The 23,223-nt window shown below is 40.6% G+C and carries 25 protein-coding genes; 22 read left to right on the top strand and 3 right to left on the bottom strand.

The window, feature by feature from the left end; translation table 11 throughout:
• Positions 1-22: 22 nt before the first annotated feature.
• The 11 genes from BQ7352_RS01685 to BQ7352_RS01635 all read left to right on the top strand — a co-directional run bounded on the left by BQ7352_RS01685 (position 23) and on the right by BQ7352_RS01635 (position 12,229).
• Positions 23-4,075, top strand: coding sequence for an Ig-like domain-containing protein (locus tag BQ7352_RS01685; protein WP_083429819.1), 4,053 nt, complete (start codon positions 23-25; stop codon positions 4,073-4,075).
• Positions 4,076-4,135: 60 nt separating this feature from the next.
• Complete coding sequence (locus BQ7352_RS14700; RefSeq protein WP_083429818.1) at positions 4,136-5,332, top strand: DUF4430 domain-containing protein; 1,197 nt, start codon at positions 4,136-4,138, stop codon at positions 5,330-5,332.
• A complete protein-coding gene (locus BQ7352_RS14335; RefSeq protein ID WP_072446446.1) occupies positions 5,325-6,266 on the top strand; it encodes an energy-coupling factor transporter transmembrane component T in 942 nt (313 codons plus the stop codon). Before BQ7352_RS14700 ends, BQ7352_RS14335 begins: the two co-directional genes overlap by 8 nt.
• A gap of 12 nt (positions 6,267-6,278) precedes the next feature.
• The gene (locus BQ7352_RS14330) at positions 6,279-8,015 is read left to right on the top strand and encodes an ABC transporter ATP-binding protein (protein WP_072446444.1); all 1,737 of its coding nucleotides are present in this window, start codon (positions 6,279-6,281) and stop codon (positions 8,013-8,015) included.
• The gene (locus BQ7352_RS01665; RefSeq protein WP_072446442.1) at positions 8,015-8,884 is read left to right on the top strand and encodes an ECF transporter S component; all 870 of its coding nucleotides are present in this window, start codon (positions 8,015-8,017) and stop codon (positions 8,882-8,884) included. The genes BQ7352_RS14330 and BQ7352_RS01665 overlap by 1 nt, the downstream gene beginning before the upstream one ends.
• 17 nt (positions 8,885-8,901) lie before the next feature.
• Positions 8,902-9,699 carry a class B sortase gene (srtB, locus tag BQ7352_RS01660; RefSeq protein ID WP_072446440.1) on the top strand — a complete coding sequence of 266 codons (798 nt, stop codon included), beginning with the start codon at positions 8,902-8,904 and terminating at the stop codon, positions 9,697-9,699.
• A gap of 33 nt (positions 9,700-9,732) precedes the next feature.
• Complete coding sequence (locus BQ7352_RS01655; RefSeq protein WP_072446438.1) at positions 9,733-10,176, top strand: hypothetical protein; 444 nt, start codon at positions 9,733-9,735, stop codon at positions 10,174-10,176.
• Positions 10,163-10,729: a hypothetical protein gene (locus tag BQ7352_RS01650; RefSeq protein ID WP_072446436.1), complete on the top strand. Its 567-nt coding sequence runs from the start codon at positions 10,163-10,165 to the stop codon at positions 10,727-10,729. The genes BQ7352_RS01655 and BQ7352_RS01650 overlap by 14 nt, the downstream gene beginning before the upstream one ends.
• A 114-nt stretch (positions 10,730-10,843) precedes the next feature.
• Positions 10,844-11,566 (top strand): DUF1643 domain-containing protein, encoded by a 723-nt coding sequence (locus BQ7352_RS01645; protein ID WP_072446434.1) that lies wholly within the window; start codon positions 10,844-10,846, stop codon positions 11,564-11,566.
• A complete protein-coding gene (locus BQ7352_RS01640) occupies positions 11,535-11,873 on the top strand; it encodes a hypothetical protein (protein ID WP_072446432.1) in 339 nt (112 codons plus the stop codon). Before BQ7352_RS01645 ends, BQ7352_RS01640 begins: the two co-directional genes overlap by 32 nt.
• A gap of 5 nt (positions 11,874-11,878) precedes the next feature.
• Positions 11,879-12,229, top strand: a complete 351-nt coding sequence (locus BQ7352_RS01635) for a hypothetical protein (protein ID WP_072446430.1) — start codon at positions 11,879-11,881, stop codon at positions 12,227-12,229.
• Between the two features lie 52 nt (positions 12,230-12,281).
• Here the strand turns inward: BQ7352_RS01635 and BQ7352_RS01630 are convergent, their stop codons facing one another.
• On the bottom strand, positions 12,282-12,512 hold the full coding sequence (locus tag BQ7352_RS01630; protein ID WP_004614149.1) for a helix-turn-helix domain-containing protein: 231 nt from the start codon (positions 12,510-12,512) through the stop codon (positions 12,282-12,284).
• A gap of 108 nt (positions 12,513-12,620) precedes the next feature.
• Here BQ7352_RS01630 and BQ7352_RS01625 point away from each other — a divergent pair, with 108 nt between their 5' ends.
• The 7 genes from BQ7352_RS01625 (at position 12,621) to BQ7352_RS01600 (ending at position 17,526) form a co-directional block, all read left to right on the top strand.
• Complete coding sequence (locus BQ7352_RS01625) at positions 12,621-13,172, top strand: hypothetical protein (RefSeq protein WP_072446428.1); 552 nt, start codon at positions 12,621-12,623, stop codon at positions 13,170-13,172.
• A 23-nt stretch (positions 13,173-13,195) separates the two neighbouring features.
• Positions 13,196-14,599, top strand: coding sequence for a hypothetical protein (locus BQ7352_RS01620; protein WP_072446426.1), 1,404 nt, complete (start codon positions 13,196-13,198; stop codon positions 14,597-14,599).
• Between the two features lie 192 nt (positions 14,600-14,791).
• A complete protein-coding gene (locus BQ7352_RS14950) occupies positions 14,792-14,923 on the top strand; it encodes a hypothetical protein (RefSeq protein WP_256381127.1) in 132 nt (43 codons plus the stop codon).
• Positions 14,924-14,939: 16 nt separating this feature from the next.
• On the top strand, positions 14,940-15,134 hold the full coding sequence (locus tag BQ7352_RS01615; protein WP_072446423.1) for a hypothetical protein: 195 nt from the start codon (positions 14,940-14,942) through the stop codon (positions 15,132-15,134).
• Positions 15,135-15,216: 82 nt separating this feature from the next.
• The gene (locus BQ7352_RS01610; protein ID WP_072446421.1) at positions 15,217-16,425 is read left to right on the top strand and encodes a hypothetical protein; all 1,209 of its coding nucleotides are present in this window, start codon (positions 15,217-15,219) and stop codon (positions 16,423-16,425) included.
• Positions 16,426-16,446: 21 nt separating this feature from the next.
• Positions 16,447-16,884 carry a hypothetical protein gene (locus BQ7352_RS01605; RefSeq protein WP_072446418.1) on the top strand — a complete coding sequence of 146 codons (438 nt, stop codon included), beginning with the start codon at positions 16,447-16,449 and terminating at the stop codon, positions 16,882-16,884.
• Between the two features lie 57 nt (positions 16,885-16,941).
• A complete protein-coding gene (locus BQ7352_RS01600; protein ID WP_072446416.1) occupies positions 16,942-17,526 on the top strand; it encodes a hypothetical protein in 585 nt (194 codons plus the stop codon).
• On the opposite strand, the gene BQ7352_RS01595 is transcribed toward BQ7352_RS01600, so the two are convergent.
• Both BQ7352_RS01595 and BQ7352_RS01590 read right to left on the bottom strand, forming a co-directional pair.
• Complete coding sequence (locus BQ7352_RS01595; protein ID WP_072446414.1) at positions 17,499-18,404, bottom strand: IS3 family transposase; 906 nt, start codon at positions 18,402-18,404, stop codon at positions 17,499-17,501. The genes BQ7352_RS01600 and BQ7352_RS01595 overlap by 28 nt on opposite strands.
• On the bottom strand, positions 18,404-18,745 hold the full coding sequence (locus BQ7352_RS01590; protein WP_004615554.1) for a transposase: 342 nt from the start codon (positions 18,743-18,745) through the stop codon (positions 18,404-18,406). The genes BQ7352_RS01595 and BQ7352_RS01590 overlap by 1 nt, the downstream gene beginning before the upstream one ends.
• Before the next feature lie 222 nt (positions 18,746-18,967).
• On the opposite strand from BQ7352_RS01590, the gene BQ7352_RS01585 reads away from it, so the two are divergent.
• From BQ7352_RS01585 to glf, 4 genes are all read left to right on the top strand, one after another.
• A complete protein-coding gene (locus BQ7352_RS01585) occupies positions 18,968-19,345 on the top strand; it encodes a hypothetical protein (RefSeq protein WP_072446412.1) in 378 nt (125 codons plus the stop codon).
• Positions 19,346-20,081: 736 nt separating this feature from the next.
• On the top strand, positions 20,082-20,540 hold the full coding sequence (locus tag BQ7352_RS01580) for a hypothetical protein (protein ID WP_072446410.1): 459 nt from the start codon (positions 20,082-20,084) through the stop codon (positions 20,538-20,540).
• Between the two features lie 75 nt (positions 20,541-20,615).
• The gene (locus BQ7352_RS01575) at positions 20,616-21,647 is read left to right on the top strand and encodes a S66 family peptidase (protein WP_072446408.1); all 1,032 of its coding nucleotides are present in this window, start codon (positions 20,616-20,618) and stop codon (positions 21,645-21,647) included.
• Between the two features lie 107 nt (positions 21,648-21,754).
• Positions 21,755-22,855, top strand: coding sequence for a UDP-galactopyranose mutase (gene glf / locus BQ7352_RS01570; protein WP_072446406.1), 1,101 nt, complete (start codon positions 21,755-21,757; stop codon positions 22,853-22,855).
• Positions 22,856-23,223 lie beyond the last annotated feature (368 nt).

Below are 23,223 nucleotides of genomic sequence, written 5' to 3'. Positions count from 1 at the left end.
GTCTGTTTTAGTGGTGAAAGGTATGAATAGAAGAATGAAGATGGGCAGAAGGCTGCCTGCACTGCTGTTAGCTGTACTTTTGCTGCTGACGGGAATTTTTACCGGATTTGTACCTGCAAAGGCAGCATCAGGACTTGGCACAGTGACGTTGACAATAGAGCGTTTTACCCTAGGGCAGGGGTACCTGGCAGAGCCCATGCTGGTGGAGATTCAGGAAGGGGATGACTATTCGAAACTTCTTACCAGGGTTATGGACAGCCTTGGAATCCGTTATACCTATACAGGGAACGTGGGATGGAGTTTTTACCTGTCAGGAATCAAAGATGCAGATACCGGGAATTTAAACATCCCTCTCTGCATCCGGAATATGCCGCCACAGCGGGACTGGAACGGTCAGAAGGTATACCCTCCTAACAATAGTGCAGTCAATGATTATGCACCGGATTTGCAGGAATATTCCTATAACAGCATGTCCGGATGGATGTATTCTGTAAACAATGAGTTCCCGGATGTGGGAATGGATGGTAAGGTGCCGCAGAACGGGGATGTTTTCCGGGTTCAGTTTACGGTGTTTGGATATGGGCTGGACTTAGAGGGGAGTGATGCGACATACCAGGTAGCAGATAAGAGCCTCCTGACAGCGAAAATTGCACAGATTAATCAGAATAAGGAGGCCTGGTTCTCTATTGAGGGCTGTAAGGAGAACTATAACCGGGCTCTGGAAATTCTCCAGACTGTGGATGCTTCCCAGGAAAGTGTGAATGAGATTTATGCAGCTTTGCCTGAGCGGGCTCCTGTATATCCGGAATCTATTTCCCTGGACCAGACAGAGCTGGAGTTGTATGTTGGGAACACAGCCAGTCTGTCCGCAGACATACAGCCGGAAGATGCAGATGACAAGACACTCCAGTGGTCCACCAGCACTCCGTCTGTTGCCCAGGTATCAGAGGCAGGGACGGTAACAGCAGTGGGACCCGGGGAAGCAACGGTTACTGCGATGACTTCCAATGGGCTTACTGCTTCCTGCCACGTAGCTGTGCAGCACCGGAAGATAGAAGAAATCACTCTTAGCCGGTCCTCTGCGTCTATGGAGGCAGAGCAGACCTTGCAGTTGTCGGTTGCTTCCTATAAACCGGAAAATGCTACGGAAGAGCTACAGGTTTCCTGGGAGAGCAGTAACCAAAAAGTTGCTTCTGTAGATACGCAGGGGATGGTGACTGCCCACGCAAAAGGAGAAGCGGTAATCCGGGCGGTTACGTCCGGGGGGATCAGCGCCCAGTGCCGGATAACCGTAGGAAGTGCGAAAGAAGTAGCCGAGGCATTAGAGAAAAAGATTCAGGAGCTTCCAGATTCTGCTTCTGGTGTAACCTGGGAAAATGCTTCCCAGATAGCGGATGTGTATAAAGAATACGAAGGGATGTCCGAGGCAGCGAAAGGCTATCTTTCCGAAAGCAGCAAAAAGAAACTGGTAAATATCTATGCGGTGGCAGAGAAGATATTAGGACAGCAGGAAAAGGTGCAGCAGGTGACAGCAGCCATCCGGGCGCTGCCTGCCCTGTCGGAGGTCACACTGGACGACGCCGGACAGATTAACCAGGCAAAAGAACAGTATGACAGCCTTTCCACCGCAGAAAAGGGCAGGATTGCGACGAAGGATCTGCAGCGTCTGAACAGTGTGCTGAAAAGACTGGAAGAACTACAGCAGGAGGTTCAGGAAATAGAGGAGGCTGTGCAGGCGATTCCGGAAGGTTTTGCCCTGGATGCAGCGGAAGAGGTCCTTCAGGTGCAGAAATTATATAATGGGTTGACAGAGAGCCAGCAGGCCTCTTTGCCGGAAGAAACAGGGAAACATCTGGAAAGGGCTGTTTTACGGGTCAGAGATTTGGTCAGCCAGGCAATCTGGGCAGTGCCCCAGGACAAACTGCCGGATCTGGATGCCCAGTTAATGCAGGATTTTCTAAAAGCAGACAGTCTGTATGGAAATATGGACGGAGAAATCCAGGAAAGTATGCCGGAGGGAACCAATGAGAAGCGTCGGGAAACAGAAGCGCGGATTGCGGAGGTTATCCATAGCGCAGGAGCGGTTACAGTGGACAATTACTGGTTTGCGAAAACCGCATATGAAACCATGGAGGATGACGCAGAAATTCTGAAAAAGATTAACCGCGCAGAGGGGGCTGCAAGTGCAAAAACGCTGATACACGGAAAAGTTACCTATACGGATATCAGGACAGGGGATGCCTATCAACTGGAAAAGCCGGTAAAATTCTATCTCCAGGTCCCAGAGGACTGGGAGAGTATATCCCTGGCTGTCCTGTACCGTATAGATGGCAATTCTGTGGATAAGATAGATTACACCTATGAGAAAGAGACAGGAAGACTGGTATTTTCTTCCGCAGATGTAGGAGAATTTCTCCTGGCAAGGCTTACCATACCGGCGTCTGACATCTCCCTGGCTTCCAGCCAGAAGGTTGGCAAAGGTGAGACAGTCACTCTGAATGCTAAGGTAGTTCCTGCTAATTATACGGAAGACAAAGCTATGGTGTGGAAGAGCATGGATGAAACAATTGCCACAGTGGACCAGGAGGGAACTGTGACAGGTGTCAGTGAGGGAACTACAAAAATCAGGGTTTCCTTAAAATCAGACTCTTCTATCCAGGCAGAATGTAAGGTGAAAGTGACTTCCAAGGCAAATCCACTGTCCAAGTCGGTCAAAACCGCATTAAAGGAAGCTTCTGACTATATGCTTTCTGTGGATACGAACCCAACAAAGGGAAGCGAATGGTTTGTGATTGGTCTTGCCCGTTATGGCATGGATCCGGACAGCAGCTATTTTACTACCTATTATAATCATATTGCAAATTACCTGAAGGAAAAAGACGGAAATCTGGGAGCCCGTTATACGGAATATTCCAAACTAATCCTGGCTTTGACTGCAATCGGCAAAGATGCCAGAGATATTGCCGGATATAATCTGTTCACTTATTTGGCGGACTTTGAGAAAGTCAGCTCTCAAGGGATTAATGGGCCTATCTGGGCGCTGATTGCCCTGAACAGCAACCCGGCCTATGAGATTCCTACAGTAAAGGGAGTATCGGTACAGACAACAGAACAGCTCCTGTTGGAAACTGTTCTGAAAGCAGAGCTTCCCGGGGGCGGCTGGTCCCTGTCAGGTGAGCAGGCGGATTCGGATATGAGCGGGATGGCGCTGCAGGCTCTGGCTCCTTACTATCAGAAAGAAGGGTATGACAATGTAACAGCGGCTGTAAATCGTGGATTAGAGAAGCTGTCAGATATGCAGCTTTCTACAGGCGGCTACGGAACCATGGGCGCTGAAACCTCAGAATCAAATGCACAGGTTATCACTGCACTCAGTTCTTTGGGAATCGATGCCGGTACGGATACAAGGTTTATCAAAAATGGCAGATGGACGGTGGAAAATCTGCTGTCATATCAGGTTGGCAATACCGGATTTATGCATGTAAAAAAAGGAGCCTCCAATAATGGCGGAGGCGAGGGAGGCAAGGTCAATGGCATGGCAACAGAACAGGCGTTTTACGCATTGGTTGCATACCAGAGACTTTTGGATGGAAAAACCTCTCTGTATGATATGTCAGATCTTTCACCGGAGGCAGGCGGAGAAGGAGATGGAAGTGGAACCGGGCTGGAAAATAGCGGCAGCAGCACCGGTGGCTCAGGAATGTCTCATGGAAGCAGCCTGGGTCAGGGAAGCAATTCCGGAAGCGCCCCTTCCTTAGGAACCTCTACATCCAGCGGCAAGAGAGTATCCTTAACTAAAGGAACCGAAAAAACCAAATCCGGCGCCGGAACATCTGATACAGAGAAGAAAAGCGGATGGAGCTTTACCGGCGATACCTACCGGGGCAGATCAGAAGCTGCTTCTGATACAGAAGGAGGGGCAAAAGCCGGCAATACAGATAAGAAGGGGCAGAATATAGAAAGAGAAGCTTTGGCAGGAGGAGATGTAACGCAATTTCTGCCTTATATAGGCGTCATTGCCGGTGCAGTAGTAGTTATTGTAATCTGCATTGTCCTGAAAAGAAAACGAGCATAAAGAGCTAAGAGGGAGCCGCCATCGGCGGGTCCCTTCTGGCATGGTTTATGGAGGATGGATATGAAGAAACAAAACAGAAACTTTCTGGCTGTATTGACTGCCTGTCTGCTGTTTTGCCTGGCAGGCTGTGGCGGAACAATCAGTTCAGACCAAATTACCCGATTAGACCGGACGGAAGATGTTTCCGGGGATTCAGGAGAAAAGCAGGAAGAGGATGTGGAGGCTTTAACAGAGCACAATGCTCTCCCGGATAATGGGCTTGTTACAAAGGCACAGCTAGAAACGATTGCAGGGAAAGAAGGAACATATGAATTTTATGGAGAGGACGCCTCTACGGGCATTCGTTATACCTGGAGTTATGACGGAAGCAAAATCAAAAATGCTGTGGAACAGAAATTAAAAGTAGCATTTCCAAAAGAGCAGGTGGAAGAAGTAAAAGAGCTTGCCAACCAGGCGTCTGTGGGTCTTGGAGTGACCCTGGAAAAGACGAAGCTGGCGGCTCCTGTGACTTTGAAACTGGAACTGGCAGAAAAGTGGGATGCGGATTCTGTGATTCTGTGCAAAATGGTAGACGGGGCTCCTGAGAAAATGACGGACGTCCAGATTGACACAGAAGAAAGAGACGGAGCAGAAGTAAGCGTACTGACATTTGCAGTGACGGAGATGGGGGACACGTATTACCTGGTCGGTGGAAATTCATCCGGTGAAAGTACCCAGTCCGGGGACAGCAATACAAAGACAGCAAAGCAAAAGTCAGGAAATACGGAAACCTCCGGTACACAAAATGCTGCACAGACTCCGGAAACAGCAGACGGAGGAACCTCCAGTGGGGAGAATGCCCAGACGGAAACTCATACGTGTACGATTTCCATAGACTGTATGACAATCCTGGATAATATGGAACAGTTAAACCAGGAAAAAGCAGATTTTGTGCCGGCAGACGGGTGGATTCTGTATTCATCTACCGTAGAATACACACCGGGGGAGACGGTCTATGATGTGCTTTACAGGGTGTGCCGGGAGGCTGGAATCCAGATGGAAGCAAGTTATACGCCCATGTATGGCTCTTATTATGTGGAAGGGATTAACCAGTTGTATGAATTTGACTGCGGTAAACTTTCAGGATGGATGTATAACGTCAACGGCTGGTATCCAAATTATGGCTGCTCCCAGTATGAAGTCAGCAACGGAGATGTAATTCAATGGCGTTATACCTGTGACCTTGGACGGGATGTGGGGGATTCTTTTTATGAATAAACATGCAGATGCTTTTACAGACTGTCATCCGGCGGTAGCATTCTTTTATTTTCTGACTGTGATTCTGATTTCCATGTTTATGAGCCATCCGGTGCTTCTTAGTATTTCGTTTCTGGGGGCGGCATGTTATGCCATCCGCCTGAAAGGCTGGAGGAAGATTCTGCGTTTTAATCTTTTGTATACCTTGCCGGCAATGGTCATTGTAGCTTTTATGAATCCCGCTTTTAATCATTACGGGGTAACGTTTCTTTTTTATTTGAAGTCAGGGCCCGTAACGCTGGAGGCGCTGGTTTATGGTGTGGTGCTGGCGTCCATGTTGTTTATAGCAATCTTATGGTTTTCCTGCTATAACGAAGTGATGACAACGGACAAATTTGTATATCTGTTTGGAAGGGTGATACCGGCGTTGTCCCTGGTTCTGTCTATGGTATTTCGGTTTGTGCCAAGATTCGGCGCACAGCTAAAAGTAATACGGAATGGACAGAAAGCGGTTGGGCGGGATTTTAGTAATGGAAATCTGTTCCAGAAACTTCGGTATGGAATTACCATCCTGTCTATACTGATTACCTGGGCACTTGAAAATGCCATTGAAACCTCTGACTCTATGCGGGCCAGAGGATATGGTCTGAAGGGGCGAAGCGCATTTTCTATCTTCCGGTTCGATAGCCGGGATTTAAAAGCGTCTCTTATGTTGTTGCTGCTGCTGGGAATCAGTGGAGTAGGATTTGCATCTGGGACTGCCTTTGCTCAGTATAATCCGGTAATCAAAATCGGGGGACTGCCCCTTACCTGGCAGAGTGCAGTGACTTACCTGGCCTGGGCGTTGTTTTGTTTTTTCCCGTTTATCATGGGAGTCTGGGAAGATGCGGTGTTCCGGCGCCTGGAAGCAAAAGCCAGTATGGAGCGGAAGCTGCCCTGGTATATGGCAGAATAGGAGGACAAAAGCTTGGAATGTATAAAAGTGGAGAATTTTAGTTTCAAATATCCAGGAGAGGAGAAACCGGCTCTTATAAATATACAGATGTCTGTGGAGGAAGGCAGTTTTGTGGTACTCTGTGGAAAAAGCGGGTGTGGCAAAAGTACACTTCTGCGGCAGATGAAGAGTGAACTGTCTCCGCATGGGGAAATGCGTGGGACAATCTGCTACATGGGGAAAAAACTAGAAGAGGTAGGACATCGGGAACAAAGCCAGGGCATTGGCTATGTTCTGCAAAATCCAGACAATCAGATTGTAACGGACAAAGTCTGGCATGAACTGGCATTTGGCCTGGAAAGCCTGGGCTATGACACGCCTACCATCCGTCTTAGAGTTGCAGAAATGGCCTCCTACTTTGGCATACAGGAGTGGTTTCTGAAAAGTGTTACCGAGTTGTCCGGGGGGCAGAAGCAGCTTTTGAACTTGGCTTCTGTTATGGCAATGCATCCGGATCTGCTGATTCTGGACGAACCAACTTCCCAACTGGATCCCATTGCAGCTTCTGATTTCCTGGAAACAGTGCGTAAAATCAACCGGGATATTGGCACTACGGTTATTATAACAGAACACCGGCTTGAGGATGTCATTCCATGGGCGGATCAGGTTTATATGATGGATGAGGGACGGATTATCGCCCGGGGCAATCCAGAAGAAATAGGACGCGCCCTAAAAGAAATGAAGCATGATATGTTTCTGGCTATGCCTACACCGATGCAGATTTATGCAGGAGTGGAAAGCACCTTGGACTGTCCGCTGACGGTCAGCCAGGGAAGACGCTGGCTGAAGCGGGAACTGGTGGGAATGGAAGCACCTCTTATTAGACAGGGAAGTGAAAACAGCATGCTGGATTTGTCACCTGTTGGAAAACAGGAGAAGGATAAGGAGGTGCCGGAAATCCGTCTTAAGGATGTCTGGTTCCGGTATGAGAAAAATCTTCCGGATGTGGTAAAGGGACTGAATATGGATGTAAAAAAAGGGGAAATTTTTGCCATGGTAGGAGGGAATGGAACAGGGAAGAGTACATCCATGAGTCTGATTGCCAGAATCCGCTTTCCGTATCGTGGTAAAATCTACCTGGAAGGAAAGGAAATCGGAAAATATAGCGATGAGGAACTGTATCATGGCTTTTTGGGCGTTATGCCCCAGAATCCCCAGAGCCTGTTTGTAAAGAAAACGGTTCGTGAGGACTTATATGAGATGATTGACGGAAAACGGGAAAAAACCAGCAAGGCATATCCCATTGATATGAAAAAAGCAGATGCTATACAGGGAATAGCGGCGCTGACAAAACTGGAGAAGCTGATGGATCGGCATCCTTATGATTTAAGCGGTGGAGAACAGCAGCGTCTGGCTCTGGCAAAGGTATTGCTGCTTCGCCCAAGGATCCTGCTTATGGATGAACCCACGAAAGGAATTGACAATCATTATAAGCAGGAATTAGGAGAGATTCTTCGCACCCTTGCCCGCCATGGCGTCACCATTCTCCTGATTTCCCATGATGTGGAATTCTGTGCCCAGTATGCAGATCGGATCGGGCTTTTTTTCCAGGGGAATCTTGTTTCCTGTAAGGATGCCCGGAGTTTTTTCGCAGGTAATAATTTCTATACCACTGCTGCTAACCGGATGGCACGAGCCTGGTTTCCTGATGCTGTAACAGTTTCAGATGTAATAGAAGCAGTAGGCTCTTGGAAAAGAGGTGAGGGCTGATGCTGCAGGAAGAAAAGCTGGATGCCTTTCTGGATGCTTTTCTGGACGGAAAAAGTGATTCCGTTTCTGTAGATACGGATTTCTGGGAAGAGGAAACAGAAGAGACAGAGAAGGAGGGCTTCTGGGATTACCAGACTGTGCTTGCAGTGCCAAAGGGAAAGGGGAAACTTCCAAAACGCACCCTTGTTTCCATAGGCTTGATTTTGATTGCCATTCCTCTGACAATCTGGATCGGGGTTACCTTTTTTGCGGACAGAAAGTATCTGGTTATCAGTCTGGTGCTTGCTGTGTTCACCATCCTGCCCTTCTTTATGGTGTTTGAAGGGAGAAAACCAAAAGCCAGAGAACTTCTCACGATTGCTGTGCTGGTGGCAATTGCAGTGGCGGGGCGTGCAGCATTTTTCATGCTCCAGAGTTTTAAACCAGTTGCCGCTGTGACGATTATTGCCGGCGTCAGTTTTGGGGCAGAATCAGGATTTCTGGTAGGTGCTATTTCGATGATGGCTTCCAACATGCTGTTTGGTCAGGGACCCTGGACGCCCTGGCAGATGCTTGCGATGGGCATCATTGGCTTTCTGGCGGGAATTTTGTTTCAAAAAGGGTGGTTAAAGGCACGAAAAGGTTCTCTTTGCATCTATGGTTTCCTTGCGGTGCTGTGCATTTATGGCGGAATCATGAATCCGGCTTCCCTGGTTATGATGTCTTATGCCATTACCCCTAAAAATCTACTGGCTATTTATATGTCGGGCTTGCCAGTGGATCTGGTACATGCAACAGCCACAGTGATTTTTCTCTGGCTGGCAAGCCGCCCTATGATTGAGAAGCTGGAAAGAATTAAGGTGAAATACGGATTGATTGAAGAAACATAGTAAGAAAGAGGAAAAATATGGTAGAGACAGAAGAAAAACAGAAGAAAAAACAGCGCATTTTGAACCTGATTATACTGGGCGGAATCTTGGTGATTGTGCTCTGCGTGTGGCATATGATTTCCGTTCAGAATCAGTATAAAAGCGCCAAAGAATCCTATGACAAGCTGCGGAACCAGTATGTTACAGAAGAGGACACAGATGATAGTGAAAGCAGCAGTACTGAGAAACAACAGGAGACCAAAGAAGAACCGGGAATCCAGGTGGATTTAAAGGGATTACAGGAGAAAAATCCAGACATTATTGGATGGATTTACTATGAGCCGGCTGGCATCAGCTATCCTGTTTTGCAGGACGAGGACAACACATATTATATCAAGCATACTTATGTTGGGGAAAAAAACAGCACAGGCAGCATTTTTATGGATGCCTGGAACAGCAGTGATTTTTCCGATATGAATACATTTATTTACGGGCATAATATGCGTAATGGCACCATGTTTGGCTCTTTGAGTGATATACGAAAGAAGGGAACAGTTCAGAAATACCCTTGTTTCTGGCTGCTGACAGAACAGGGCTGGCAGCGGTATAATATTTTCTCCTATTATGAGGCAGATACCGCAGAAAAGAGCTTCACCATACAGTTCCAAAGTGAAGGTGAATATGAAACATTCCTGACTGATATAAAAAAACGCTCAGAAGAAAAGCTGGATGTTGAAGTGGGAACAAAGGATTGCATTGTTACATTGTCAACTTGTACCAGTGACCGAAGTGTCAGATTTTTGGTACACGGAGTTCTTGTTAAGAGAAATACATGATAACCAGACAGAAGGAAAAGGAGTAGAGGAACCTTGCATATTAAGAAATTAAACAAAACAATCGCTGTGCTTTTGGCAGCAGCTATGATAGCGCCGACCAGTGTTTCGGCGGCAGAAAATACAAATAACATAGAAATCCAGACAGAAGCGCCGGAAGCAGAAGAACCGCAGGAAGAAGAGCAGTCTCAGACACCGGAAACCGAAGAGCCAGAGCCGGAAGTCCAAGAGCCGGAAAACCCGGAAATCGAAGAGCCAGAACAGCCCCAGGAACCGGAGCCAGAAGTGCCAGAACAGCCCCAGGAACCGGAGCCAGAAGTGCCGGAACAGCCCCAGGAACCGGAAACAGAAGTCCCGGAGCAGCCTCAGACGCCAGAGCCAGAAACTCCAGAACCAGAAGCACCAGAAACCAAAAGCAATTTTTCACAGATTATGGAAAAATCAAAAAGATTCTCTTGCAGAACTGATGGGAACGATTGAAGAACATTATACAGTCGATAAGGAGGAACATTCAGAGAGGTATGAAGTAGAAAAGTTGCAAAGGGAGTTAGACAGGCTTCAAAAAAGGAAGAATAATCTTGTTGATATGCGACTGGATGATTTGATAGATGAAACTCAATATCAGAAGAAATATAATCTAATTACAGTACGAATTGAAGAGGTTGAGATTTCTTTGCAGAAACTACAATGTGATGGTAAAGAGATAGAGCCTGTAGATGTGACTGCAGAAATACAAAAGATACAAGAATATCTTGATAAGGCTTGCAACTTGGAAGAGAAACAGATTAGTGGAGAACTGATTGAGGCTATTGTAGAAAGAGTTACTCCAACAGAAGAAGGTGTTTTTAAATGGTATTTAAAAGAGGAAGATTATGACATGGAAATGCAATTTCAAGAAGAACAGTATGTGTTGATGGACAGATTCACCTTAGGATTTGAAGAAGCCAAAGCATATCGGAAGTCTTTTGGAAATTTCATCAGAGCAAAGCAATGGAAAGACTTAGTTGTAGAAGTATATATTAAGAAGTTGTAAAAGCAATTTCGTATAATTGATAATAAGGAATATTGAATATGAATGATAGAGGTAAGGACTAATAGAGCGAGAAATCTATTAGTCCTTTTTTGCGTGTTTTTAGGAGGAAAGAGCATGATTACAGGAGAAGTGAATATGAACATTTGGGCAGTTGGAACAGATGATGGGAAAAGTACTTATGAGATTCGGCGAAAATGGGGAGAGGAGGGAAAGAAAGCATTAGTGATAGAGTTGTACCCGACTATTTCGGTAGAGAACTGTGGAGTATTAGATGTATCGACTATGCACTTGATAAATCATGTGAATGATTTTGGGTGGAAAGAAATGCGGATTGTCAATCTGTATGCAAATGTTATTACAAAGAAGCCGAGTGTCAGCGAGTTACAAGAAAACAGTCTTGCGTATATAGAGGAGATTTTGGAAGAGGAGGATATAAAGACATATGATATTGTGATTGCATGGGGAAATTCATTGCTTACACATAAAGGAACAACCAATGTCAAAATAGATTTGTTGTCTATGCTGGAGGAAAAAGGACTGGATAAGAATGTAAAATGTATTTCGGTAGAGGGAATCAGTTTGAAAAGCCTTGGGGTTCATCCGCTCTACTTAGGGTTGCATTATCCAAGAGAGAAATGGAATTTGATGGATTATCCATTAAAAGAAAGTTTAGAAGCCTTAGTACAGAGTGAAAAGCGTGACAAGGCAGAGAAAGGGAAGAAAGTAACGAATACAGCCAAAAAGAAAGGAAAGGCAGAGGGGGAAAGTCATGAACATAAAAATCAAGACGTGGGAAGCGGTGAAAATGTTAAAACAGATAAATCCATTGTTGGCTAATAATGAAATTCCGTTGGAGATTTTAAATACGGTTGAAGAATTACTTGAGAATAAGGATATAGGAAGAAATGGCTATATTTCTATCATCCTGACACCTGTTCAAGATGATACATCAGATGTTTTAGAAGAACTGAATCTTGACCATACTTTAGTGCGGATTCCAGACAATAATTTTCTTCAAATCGACATTAAGAACAAGAAGCACCCAATGAATGAAAATAGGAGATGGGTTAGTTATGATTTGGAATTTTTAGACAGACAGGGAAAGGTGTATGCTATCTATTCCATGAAAACGGTAGGAGAGTGAAAAAGATGATTAAAAAATTTTGGACGATTACGCAAAAAGAAGAAATCGAGAAGTGCTGTTCTGAGTATGAGATTCCACAAGATATAACATCAGAGATGTTCAGAATTATTCATATTTTAGACGAGAACTATGGAGTTGACAGAGCGTTAGAGTCTGATGGCGGATATGTGGCTTTGCTTGTGGAAGAAAATTATTCAGATGACTACGAAAAGATTTTGAAAGAACATAATTTGAAAAAGAGTTATGCTGAGTTTCAAGACATTTTTCCTGTAACAGAAAAAACAGAATGGTGTTCGGATTTATACATAGTGACGAATGATTATGGAATTACAATCATGTATCCCCATGAGAGATAATAAAAGGAGAGAACAAACTTAGAAGTGCGTAGGTTCTCTCTTGAAATATCAATTATTTACTTGGGGGAATGTATTCTAATAAGTCATGTAAATCACATTCTAAGGCATAACAAAGTCGGGAAAGGACAGCAATATCTAAACGCTGAATAGAGCCATCATAATAGTGTTTGAGTTGGGTTCTCTGCATTTCTGCACGAAAAGATAACTTGCTCAGAGAAAGTCCTCGTTCTTCCATAATTTCTTTTAAATGCAATTTGACTGTGCCAAACTCCAAATCGTTCATGTCAAAATCCTCCTGCTTATATCATATTTGATTTCTATTGCTATTGTAAGCGGTGGATATATATGGTATTATCATGGTGTAGATATATACACTAGGAGGATTTTGGAAATGGGAGAATACATAAAAAAGAAAAAAGATATGAAATTTCAAAGCCAAGATGCATTGAAGACAGTACAGAGTGTCATAGACGAAGCAAATGAAGCTTTAAATGACAGGACAAGAACAATTGCAAAATCAGCAATTCCGGAAGTGTTAGCAGGAGCATTAGGAGCAGGAGCAGGAGGAGCACTTAGTTTTGCGGCATTGTATTTAGGAGGTTCTGTTGTAGGACTTAGTGCGGCAGGAATTACAAGCGGACTGGCGGCAGCAGGTGCTCTTGTAGGTGGAGGAATGGCAGCAGGGGTAGCAGTTTTAGCAGCTCCAGTGGCAGTTCTAGGAGCAACAGGAGTAGGAGTAGCGTCACATGTCAAAAATAAAAAATTAAAAGAAGCAAAGGAACTTTGTTATAGGGAAGCGGTTAGAAAGCAAAATGCGATTATAAAAGCATTAAAGAATGAATCAGATGCAGACAAAGAAAGAATTGATTATTTGAATTCTTTAAATACGCTTCTTCAGTCTGCAATCAAAGATTTAGAGTATGACCTTGGCATGAGCTATTAAGGATTGGGGAAATAAGTTTAATTATGAGCGAATTTCAGTATACTAAGGAAGAAAAAGAATTAAATAAGGTTCTTAAATATAATCAAAAATTTTCAGAAAATTTATTGAATGAGGAAGACTACAAAAAAACACGTAATAGTGCAGATGAAAGTATAAATTCGTCTGAAAGATTATTGAAAGAACTGGGATATGGAAAAGAACTTTCAAATGTGAAAAGAAATACTCAAAACACAACGAGAGATTCCAAATTACAGCATAGCTCAGAGCTGGAAGAGTGGGAGGCTCTTTTGCAAAAAGCAGAGAAAGAAGTGCCAGAAGAAACTTTTTTGGAAGATATTTTATCTCAAGAAGAAATTGCAAGAGTATACAATGAGTTAGATGAGATTAATAAAGAATTTTCCCAGAAGACGAGCATTATAAATAAGACAGATTTAAGCTTTTTAGCTGTTGCAACAGCGTTACAGGTGACAAAAGTCTTGCTTTTTCCATATTTTGCCGAGAAAGCAAAATATGGGGAAAGTTTTGATAAAACAGAACGGTTGATACATAATGATAAGTCCATTGAAAAGGCTCACAGAGAAGCAAATGACAGTTTTAGAGATAAACATTCTGAAACCCACGGAAAAGGTTATTGGATAAATATTCTGTATCAGACACCACCCTATGATATTACAAAAGGTTCAAAAGATTTAGGAATCAATATGCAGGGAAAATATCATAGAATGTATACACTGGGACATGACCCGATTTTGGGGTGGTTATTTGGGACAGCTAATATCTTAACAGATGTGATTACAATGAATGACTTTCATTCCTATCGGGTAGAAAGAAAACCCCATATGAGAATAACAGGGGAAAAAGTAAAAATGGACAAATTATTCGAGGAAAGTTACCACGTCATTAAGGCAGATTATTTAAATCTCTTAGCTGCAATTTTTGCTCAGGCACAGCATTTAAAATCTGATGAGTACACAAAGGTGGGATTGCCTGTTCCCTTGCTTGCAAGTTTTAATGAAACCTTTGCAAGTGATTTGTATAAGAAACAGTATGATGCTTTATGCTTTTCCCGTGATGTTAAGATTGTTACGACCTCTTATATTGTATCTATATTCATTGATATGATTATCAGTTCTGTACACAGTTTGTTCCGAAGCGAGTTAGAAGAGCAAAAATTATACAGCGTAAGGACGAGAAAAATCTTATTAGTGTCCAATACAATTGCGTCGACAAGTAGTATTCTTAATGCTTATATTACGAAAAATCCGAAAAAACTAGATATAGGAAGTTTGCTTTTAACAATAACACATTTGTTTACAGATGTTCGATTTATGGCAAAGATTAAAGATGAGTTTATTCATAATGAAATTAACAAAAAAGTTTGTCAGGAGTTAGAAGAAACGGATAAAATTTTTCGGGAATATTTGTAATGTGTTCTAACCCGAGGAATGGTTACAGGTTTCGTAGAGCATGAAGGGAGATAGAAGTGTGCAGGGCAAAATGATATTTTATCCAAATGAACAATGTCTTTCCTATGCAGAAAAAGTTGTTACAGAGATTGAGAATATTCTAAAAAACCCTAAGAAAACAATAGAGAATAGTCTTTTAAGAAAAAATATCCATTGATATTAGAAGCAAACAAAAATATCCAATTAGATGAAAATGCATCACAGGAAAGAAAAGATATTTTGAAAGGCTTAGAAATTATGCTGAAAAAGGTAATAGATGAATTAGAAGCAGATTTAATTATGTAAAACAGGGGGAATGAAAATGCCAGAACCATGTTGGTATTGTAGAGGAACGGGGACTGTAGAGTGTGATTATTGTCAAGGTATAGGATTTTCAGACGGAAGTTGTCCTGCTTGTTCAGGAGAAGGACGTCATACTTGTCCTGAATGTAATGGCTCAGGTGTCATAAGAGATGAGGATGAGGAAGACGACGAAGACTTTGATGATGAATTTTAACTTAAATAGAGAGAGCAATATTATTTCGAGCATATAGCAATACGTTATATGCTCGTTTATCAATTTAAAGAGGCGAGAGAAAATGAGAAAATATTTAAAAGGAATATTGATGATTCTTACGGTCATGCTCATAGGAGTATTGGTAGGGTGTTCTAATTCCCAAAAAGAAAATGAGGAAGAATCAGAAAAAAAGATTGGTTTATTAGAAACAGTAGAATGGCAGGACGACAGTAAAAAAATAGAAGAGTTCAAAAAATGCTCTATATCTGCTTATTCTAATAAACCGATAGGAGAAACTGTATCATCTCAATTTTCGGTGAATAAATGGCAATATGGACATTCAGAAAAAGAAGAATATCTTCTATGTTCCTATGTGAAAGAGGACAAAGAGGTTATTTTGATATTTTATAAGGATTCCTATGAGAATGTGAATATAGCAGAGTATTATGTGGAAAAGGAGAAGCAGAACAAAGAAGAAATTACAAAAGTAACAGAAGAGATTTTTGAGGAGAAGGAATTTTCCAGCGAAAGAACAGGCTTTTTCTCTAATGGAAAATGGGCAATGGAAATTTCTAAGGTTGATGTGGCAAATAAGAAAATAGAATATTATTCTTATTGGTGGAATTTTGAAAAAGAGCAGATGGAACAATCTGAAACAGATGCAAAAACATTAGATATTTTAGATGTTGATACAATGGGAAACTCTGATTATTCGATTGAATGGAACGGGATAGACTCTTTTAAGATGGAGAAATATGATTGTGAACTTCTCTTTAACAATGACACTATTGGAAGTAGAGAGGGGAGAAGTGAGGAATTTTGGAATAGTGGCATGGGTGAATTTAAACGTATAGAAAAGCCTGAAAATATTCCAATATCCGAATTTGAATCTGCACAAGAACCATCTTCACAGGAGAATGAAGAAAGTGAAAATCAAAGAATTGTGCTTCCACAAGTACCACCTGCAGGTACATATTGGGAAGCAGACCGTTCTCCACTATATGCACGATATTACATAGAAATCAGCAACACACAAGATAATAGTTTTGATTTTGAAATTTATCAGGCACAGACTTTTAATCAGTATGAAGAAGCATCAGATTATAAACTTGTCTTTAAGAAACATACAGCCACATTCACAGACGCATATCATGCAGTATATGAAGGACAACAGTACACATTACATTTTGAATGTGGTACAAATACAGGGTATATTACAATTAGCGGATTTAGTGAAGTTATTCCTGATGGTTCGCAGTTATGTAATACAGAATGGCTACAGGTTTCCTAGAGCGTGAAGGGAGATAGAATTGTGCAAGGCAAAATGATATTTTATCCAAATGAACAATGTCTTTCCTATGCAGAAAAGGTTATTACAGAGATTGAGAATATTCTAAAAAATCCCAAGAAAACAATAGAGAATAGTTTTTTGAAAAAATATGTTTTTGTATTGGAGAAAGGACAATGTGATGATTTTTTGAAAGTGTGTACAGAGAAATACAAACTTTTGAGAATGGGATATCCTTATATAGTAGCAGGACCAATTATCCTTCCGTTCATATTTCCGCCAAAAGGAATATTGAGAAAGAAAAAGCAACTGCTCTATTCTAAATGTCTGCTTTCTTTGAAAAGTATAGAAGAACAATTAAAGAGTACAACAAAAAACGATAGGATTTTTTTGTTAAAGGTGGCTGAGATTTTAGATAAAACAATAGCGGAAGAATTAAAACATGATTTACTAAATCAATAGGACGAAAGGCTGACATGTGAAAATGTGTCAGTCTTATTTTTTTAGGAGTGTGAGAGAATGACGAAGATAAATATTGAAGAATGGTTTTTTTCTTCGAAACGGTGGGAAAAAGAACATGAATGTTTAAACATGGAAAACATCAATGAAAAGCCTTGTGCTTATGAGGGAAGTTTAGAAGATTGGATAAAAGAAATGACAACATTTATTTTTCTTTATCCGAAAGAATGGAATAGAGTTTTGTCAGAATACAAAGCCATTCATTCTAAACGAAAACAGCAGAAATGTAATGAGTTAGATTTTTACAGAGATGAGGAAGGGTATTTGCGGAAGGTAGGAGAAAAAGATAATCTTCTTCGGTTTCATTTTAAATCAGACAGTTTTAGATATAAAAATCAGATTGCCTATGTAATGGAAGAAACAAAAATTCTATCCTTTGATGAATATCTGAAATATTGTAGATTGAACGGAAAAGAAAGAACGCTATATTTGCAGAGATTAAAAGATAAATTAACTAAAGAGGGCTTTCAAACACAAGAAGCGTTTCAAATTTCCTTTGAAACAGATTATGATATTGTCAATATTGGTTTACACTTTTTTCTCAAGAATGTTCGACCTTATGCTGCCTCCTGTAGCGAAGCATAGTATTGTTGTCGCTTAACCATTGGAGGTAGTCCACCATTAGCAGAGCAGATCCTCCGATTATTCCAGTAGCTGATGAAGTATCTCCAGATGAGCGTCTTTAACTGCTCTACGGTCATTGAGGTAGGATCGTAACGACCATAAAGTAATTCCTCTTTGAAGCGTGCCCACATGCTTTCGCATCTGGCATTATCATGGCATCTGCCACCGGCACTGTTCATGCTTTGAACAATGCCATATCTGTTGATAGCTTTACGATATAGCTCACTGGTATACTGGGTTCCCCTGTCACTGTGAAGAATAGCTCCACGGAGCATCGGGTAAGCTTTGCAAGCATTCTCTAAGGTTTGTTCGCATAGGGTAGCTCTCATATTTGTATCCATAGCAAGTCCCAATACTGCTAAATCATAGCAGTCAAAGATAGCTGAAACATAGAGCTTCCCGTCAGAAGCCTTTATTTCAGTCATATCGGTCATGCACTTTTCAAGAGGCTTTTCAGCAGCGAAGTCACGCTTGATTAAATCGTCGGATTTACTGGCTTCTCTATCAGCTTTGGTAATACCATTCGGCTTACGTTTTGGTTTATGATTAAGACCAATTTCTGCCATGACACGATAAACAGTTCTCTCACCGGGAATATGTACTCCCTCAGGCTGTTTGAGTTGTAAGGCCTGATACATACGGATTCTTCCATAAGTGTCATTGCATTCATCTTCGCTGCAAATATCAAGCATTGCATCTGCCAGTGCCTGATATTTCCAAGGGGTATCTTTTGTTTTTAGGAATTTGTTGAATGCCTGCCTTGAAACATGAAGCACTTTGCAATAAAAAGAAATTTTACCCTTAATCCGGCCGTCATCCGTTTTGATTGCAATAAACATTAATCTCTGTTTTTTGCTGACTTCCGACGGCTGGCTGCGAAAAAAGCACTTGCTTCCTCAAGGAATTCGTTTTCTTCTTTTAAGCGACGAATTTCCTTATCCTGCTCTTTTACACGCTTTCTGAGTTCAATAAGCTCATCGTTAAGGGATAAAGCATTCTTGGGCGTATGAACTGCTTCATTTGCACTGAGACGCCCCTCTTTGAAGGCTTTTATCCAAGTGTACATAGTACCCTTTGGAATCCCTAATTCCTGAGCAGCTTTATGACCGCCGATTTCCTGGGCAAGCTTTACCGCCTGTGCTTTAAATTCATTGTCATAAGATTTTTGATTCTGTGCCATAGGTTTTTCTCCTGTTCTCGTATTGATTATGATTATATATCAAAATCCTTGAGAATAGGGTGTCAACTTTTATGATACAACACCATTATGACTCCTCAGATTTTAATAATAGGGATATTTATGTTGATATGTTAAATCATACCTATGTATTTTTATAAAAGCCAATGTACAGAGATGAAAGGTATATTGGCTTTTAAATTGCAAAAGAAAAGGAGAAAAATAATGTATTTGAAACTTACCAATGAAAGTGAAGTCAGACTATTAAGGCAGATAAACTGTCTGCTTGGGAAAAAGAAATTGCCAAATGATGTACTAGGAACAGCAAGAAGAATCATAGAAAAGGAAAAGTTTACAGTACATGATTGTGTTGTTATTTTTATGAACCCAATCAAAAATGATACGATTGGAATTTGTGATGAGTTAAGAATCTATCCATATACAATAGAAACGGATGAAGATTACACAATGGATATTAAAGTCCCAAAAGGAACAGAACTTGAATGGTCAGGGTATATGATTAGGATTAAAGAAACGGGAGGACGGATTTATTTAATCTATCCAATGAGAAAGCAAGATGTGAAAAAGAGAGTTGGTTTATAAATGGAGGAATCTATGGAATACATTATGATTGGAACAGGAATGGCAGTAGCAATTACTTGCATTTTGATTTTAGAGATGATAGAATACAGGAGGATTCAAAATGAAACGAGAAAAGTTATTTGAGTATTTTTTACAAGGAATTACAGTGATTGTTACTCTGTATGAAATATCAAGAACAGGTAAACGCAGTCGAAGAAAGTGACAATTTTAATACAGGGGAAATCCTAAGATAAGGCAATTCCTACATGGATGGTGTACTGCCAGTCATATAGCACCCAACAGGCTGCTATTAACAACAAGTAATATACTGGGATAAAAGAGCTTTATATAATTTAATTCATGCGAAAGCGTGAAAGTGTCCAAGCATAAAATAAGACCTTGAAACTTTGAGAAATCAGAGCTTCAAGGTCTTTTTTGAAAAATCTTTCCTATTGATAGCAGCCTGTGCTGCCATCAATGAGAAATAAGATATTGCAAAATTTTTCTTGAATTTCTTTTACTTCTGTGCTATTCTTTTAACAAGCAAAAGTAAAAGGGAGTAGCTTAACATTTTTTATAGATAGGTTATGAAAGATGGTTTTGTAATCGTCATCCGGTATCGAGAGATACTCGTAGCAAATGAGAAAGCAAGACTTTTATTGTGGCAGAGGTCATGATAAAGGTCTTTTTTTATTCCTTTTATTTCTTCCCTCATACTTCTTCCACAGAGATTTGCTGATACAGAAGGAGGATTATTATGTGTAATCAAATTATGAAAAAAGAAGTACAGGAAGCAATAAGAGCAGGAGAGCAGGCTTTGCAGAGCCTGTATCATGCAAGTGAAAAATTAGAAAATGCAGGAAAATGGGGGATTTTCGATATGTTTGCAGGAGGCTTCTTTAGCAGTTATATGAAACATTCCCGTATTAAAGAAGCAGAAGCTTTGTTGGAGCAGGCGAAAACAGAACTGCAGCTTTTTCAAAGAGAATTAAATGATGTGGGAGAAGCTTTACATTTACAGATTGAAATCGGAGATTTCCTTACATTTGCAGATTTCTTTCTGGATGGATTTATTACGGACTATTTGGTGCAAAGCAAAATTTCAGATGCCAGAGAAGATATAGAGCTTGGAATTTTACATGTAAAGACCATACTTGATGAATTATATAGGAAATTAGAAGGATATTCGGATAGAAAAATTAGAAAAAATTATTAAAAAACTTTAAAAATATAAAAATTATGATATAATTTGTGAAAAAATCAGGTTGAATATATGAGGAGGAAGAAGAATATGGTAAAAACAGTGGGAATTGTCAGTTTATCAAGTGGAACAATCGGGGAAGACTTTGTAAAGCATGAATTAGATTTAGGTATTGAAAGGTTAAAAAATTATGGCTTAAAAGTAAAATTTATGGACCATGCTTTAAAAGGAATTGATTATTTAAAAGAGCATCCTGATAAAAGAGCGGAAGACCTTTTACAGGCATTTTCCGATCCGGAAATCGATATGATATTGTGCGCCATCGGTGGTGATGATACATATCGACTGCTTCCTTATCTATTCGAAAATGGAGAGTTGCAGAAGGCAGTTACAAAGAAGATATTTTTGGGATTTTCAGACAGTACCATGAACCATCTTATGCTTCATAAAGTAGGATTAAATACTTTTTATGGGCAGGCATTTCTTTCCGATATCTGTGAACTAGGGAAAGAAATGTTACCCTATACAAAGAAATATTTCGAAGAATTGATTACAACAGGCACAATCAAAGAGATTACTTCAAGTGATGTGTGGTATGAGGGAAGAACGAATTATGATGAAAATCAGGTAGGAGTGGAGCTTCCGGAAGAGCTTAACAGGGGATATGAGCTATTACAGGGAAGTTCTGTTTTCTCTGGTAAAATTTTAGGCGGATGTTTGGATACCATATTTGATATATTTGATGGAGAACGATATGAAAATTCACCGGAACTTTGTAGTAAATATCAACTGTTTCCGTCTAAAAATGAGTGGGAGGGAAAAATTCTGCTTTTGGAAACCAGCGAAGAAAAGATGACACCGGATAAGCTGAAACGAGCACTTTTGAAATTAAAAGAGATCGGAGTATTTGAGAGTGTGAACGGAGTGCTGGTAGGAAAGCCCATGGATGAAACTTATTATGAAGAGTATAAAAAAGTGCTGATAGAAACTATTGATAATCCTGCATTGCCGGTTGTATATAATGTCAATGTAGGACATGCACTTCCAAGGTGTATTATTCCTTTTGGAATAGAAGCAACAGTGGATGTAGAGAAACAGAAAATTAATTTTCAGACAGAATAATTATAAAAAGATATTGGCAGCAGTCTGTGACAGGATTGAAAAAACGGCAATGATATGCTAAGATTATCTCTGCTAATGAAAATAAAGAGAGAACAAGGGAGAAATTTATGAGGTATGATTATCTAATAGTAGGCGCCGGTTTATTTGGTGCAGTGTTTGCTCATGAGGCAAAGAAAAAGGGAAAGAGATGTCTTGTTATTGATAAAAGACCTCATATTGCCGGAAATGTTTACTGTGAAGATATAGAAGGAATACATGTACATAAGTATGGAGCACATATTTTTCACACTTCCAATAAGGCAATATGGGAATATATGAACCAATTTGCAGAGTTCAATAATTATATTAATTCTCCCATTGCAGTATATAAAGATGAATTATATAATCTTCCTTTTAATATGAATACATTCAGCAAAATGTGGGGAATTCGTACACCGAAAGAAGCAAAAGAAATGATTGAACACCAGATTGAAGAATTACATATTACAGAGCCTAAAAATCTGGAAGAACAGGCACTTTCTTTGGCAGGTACAGATGTGTATGAAAAGCTGATAAAGGGATATACGGAAAAGCAATGGGGACGTCCGTGTACAGAGCTTCCGGCATTTATTATTAAAAGACTGCCGTTTCGTTTTACCTATGATAACAATTATTTTAATGATACTTATCAGGGAATACCAAAGGGCGGATATACAGTGATTGTAGAAAAAATGTTGGAAGGCATAGAGGTAAAAACCAATACGGATTATTTTACATTCAGAAAAGAGAATGAAAATATAGCGGATAAAGTGGTGTTTACAGGAATGATTGACGAGTATTTCGGATATCAACTGGGAGCACTGGAATACCGTTCTGTACGTTTTGAAACAGAGGTTCTGGATACCGATAATTATCAGGGAAATGCTGTGGTAAATTATACAGACAGGGAAGTTCCGTACACAAGAATTATTGAGCATAAACACTTTGAATTTGGAAAACAGGAGAAAACCGTTATTTCTAGAGAATATTCTTCTGAGTGGAAAGTGGGAATGGAGCCTTATTATCCGGTGAATAACGAGCAAAATAATGCACTGTTTGAGAAATACAGAAAATTGGCTGAAAAGGAAACGAATGTGATATTTGGCGGACGTCTTGGCAATTATAAGTATTATGACATGGATAAGGTTGTGGAAGCTGCGCTTCAGGCGGCAGAAAAAGAATTAAAGTAAAATATTTTAGGAAAGAGACAATGAACTGTTTTAAGACGTTGTCTCTTTGTTTATGAAAAAATTTTGAGTTCCTGCAAAAAGCATTTTCGCAAAATAAAGAAAATAATCAATTGACAATATATATATATATATATATATATATAATGTAAGCGCAAAATAATTCGACGGATTGTGTTGCCCTAAAAATGAATCCATAATAATCATTAGAAAATGCAAGCATTTCACTTTATCTTCTCTTGCCAGAAATGATAGATGCGAGCATTTTACTCTATCCGATTTATGGAGGTGTGCTCATGAGAAGCAAAAGAATACCTGCCAAAGAACAATACCGTCTCATCATGGAATGCCGTCAAAGTGGATTGACAGAT

The organism is Blautia sp. Marseille-P3201T (assembly GCF_900120295.1).
Taxonomy (GTDB): domain Bacteria; phylum Bacillota; class Clostridia; order Lachnospirales; family Lachnospiraceae; genus Blautia.
Note: the sequence above shows the minus strand (reverse complement) of the source record. Positions and strands in the feature narration are given on the sequence as shown.

What these genes read in the sequence shown, in the direction of transcription:
- BQ7352_RS01685 (WP_083429819.1), top strand. Translation starts at nt 23, where the DNA reads ATGAATAGAAGAATGAAGATGGGCAGAAGGCTGCCTGCACTGCTGTTA.
- BQ7352_RS14700 (WP_083429818.1), top strand. Translation starts at nt 4,136, where the DNA reads ATGAAGAAACAAAACAGAAACTTTCTGGCTGTATTGACTGCCTGTCTG.
- BQ7352_RS14335 (WP_072446446.1), top strand. Translation starts at nt 5,325, where the DNA reads ATGAATAAACATGCAGATGCTTTTACAGACTGTCATCCGGCGGTAGCA.
- BQ7352_RS01665 (WP_072446442.1), top strand. Translation starts at nt 8,015, where the DNA reads ATGCTGCAGGAAGAAAAGCTGGATGCCTTTCTGGATGCTTTTCTGGAC.
- srtB (WP_072446440.1), top strand. Translation starts at nt 8,902, where the DNA reads ATGGTAGAGACAGAAGAAAAACAGAAGAAAAAACAGCGCATTTTGAAC.
- BQ7352_RS01650 (WP_072446436.1), top strand. Translation starts at nt 10,163, where the DNA reads ATGGGAACGATTGAAGAACATTATACAGTCGATAAGGAGGAACATTCA.
- BQ7352_RS01645 (WP_072446434.1), top strand. Translation starts at nt 10,844, where the DNA reads ATGATTACAGGAGAAGTGAATATGAACATTTGGGCAGTTGGAACAGAT.
- BQ7352_RS01640 (WP_072446432.1), top strand. Translation starts at nt 11,535, where the DNA reads ATGTTAAAACAGATAAATCCATTGTTGGCTAATAATGAAATTCCGTTG.
- BQ7352_RS01635 (WP_072446430.1), top strand. Translation starts at nt 11,879, where the DNA reads ATGATTAAAAAATTTTGGACGATTACGCAAAAAGAAGAAATCGAGAAG.
- BQ7352_RS01630 (WP_004614149.1), bottom strand. Translation starts at nt 12,512, where the DNA reads ATGAACGATTTGGAGTTTGGCACAGTCAAATTGCATTTAAAAGAAATT.
- BQ7352_RS01625 (WP_072446428.1), top strand. Translation starts at nt 12,621, where the DNA reads ATGGGAGAATACATAAAAAAGAAAAAAGATATGAAATTTCAAAGCCAA.
- BQ7352_RS01620 (WP_072446426.1), top strand. Translation starts at nt 13,196, where the DNA reads ATGAGCGAATTTCAGTATACTAAGGAAGAAAAAGAATTAAATAAGGTT.
- BQ7352_RS01615 (WP_072446423.1), top strand. Translation starts at nt 14,940, where the DNA reads ATGCCAGAACCATGTTGGTATTGTAGAGGAACGGGGACTGTAGAGTGT.
- BQ7352_RS01610 (WP_072446421.1), top strand. Translation starts at nt 15,217, where the DNA reads ATGAGAAAATATTTAAAAGGAATATTGATGATTCTTACGGTCATGCTC.
- BQ7352_RS01600 (WP_072446416.1), top strand. Translation starts at nt 16,942, where the DNA reads ATGACGAAGATAAATATTGAAGAATGGTTTTTTTCTTCGAAACGGTGG.
- BQ7352_RS01595 (WP_072446414.1), bottom strand. Translation starts at nt 18,404, where the DNA reads ATGTTTATTGCAATCAAAACGGATGACGGCCGGATTAAGGGTAAAATT.
- BQ7352_RS01590 (WP_004615554.1), bottom strand. Translation starts at nt 18,745, where the DNA reads ATGGCACAGAATCAAAAATCTTATGACAATGAATTTAAAGCACAGGCG.
- BQ7352_RS01585 (WP_072446412.1), top strand. Translation starts at nt 18,968, where the DNA reads ATGTATTTGAAACTTACCAATGAAAGTGAAGTCAGACTATTAAGGCAG.
- BQ7352_RS01580 (WP_072446410.1), top strand. Translation starts at nt 20,082, where the DNA reads ATGTGTAATCAAATTATGAAAAAAGAAGTACAGGAAGCAATAAGAGCA.
- BQ7352_RS01575 (WP_072446408.1), top strand. Translation starts at nt 20,616, where the DNA reads ATGGTAAAAACAGTGGGAATTGTCAGTTTATCAAGTGGAACAATCGGG.
- glf (WP_072446406.1), top strand. Translation starts at nt 21,755, where the DNA reads ATGAGGTATGATTATCTAATAGTAGGCGCCGGTTTATTTGGTGCAGTG.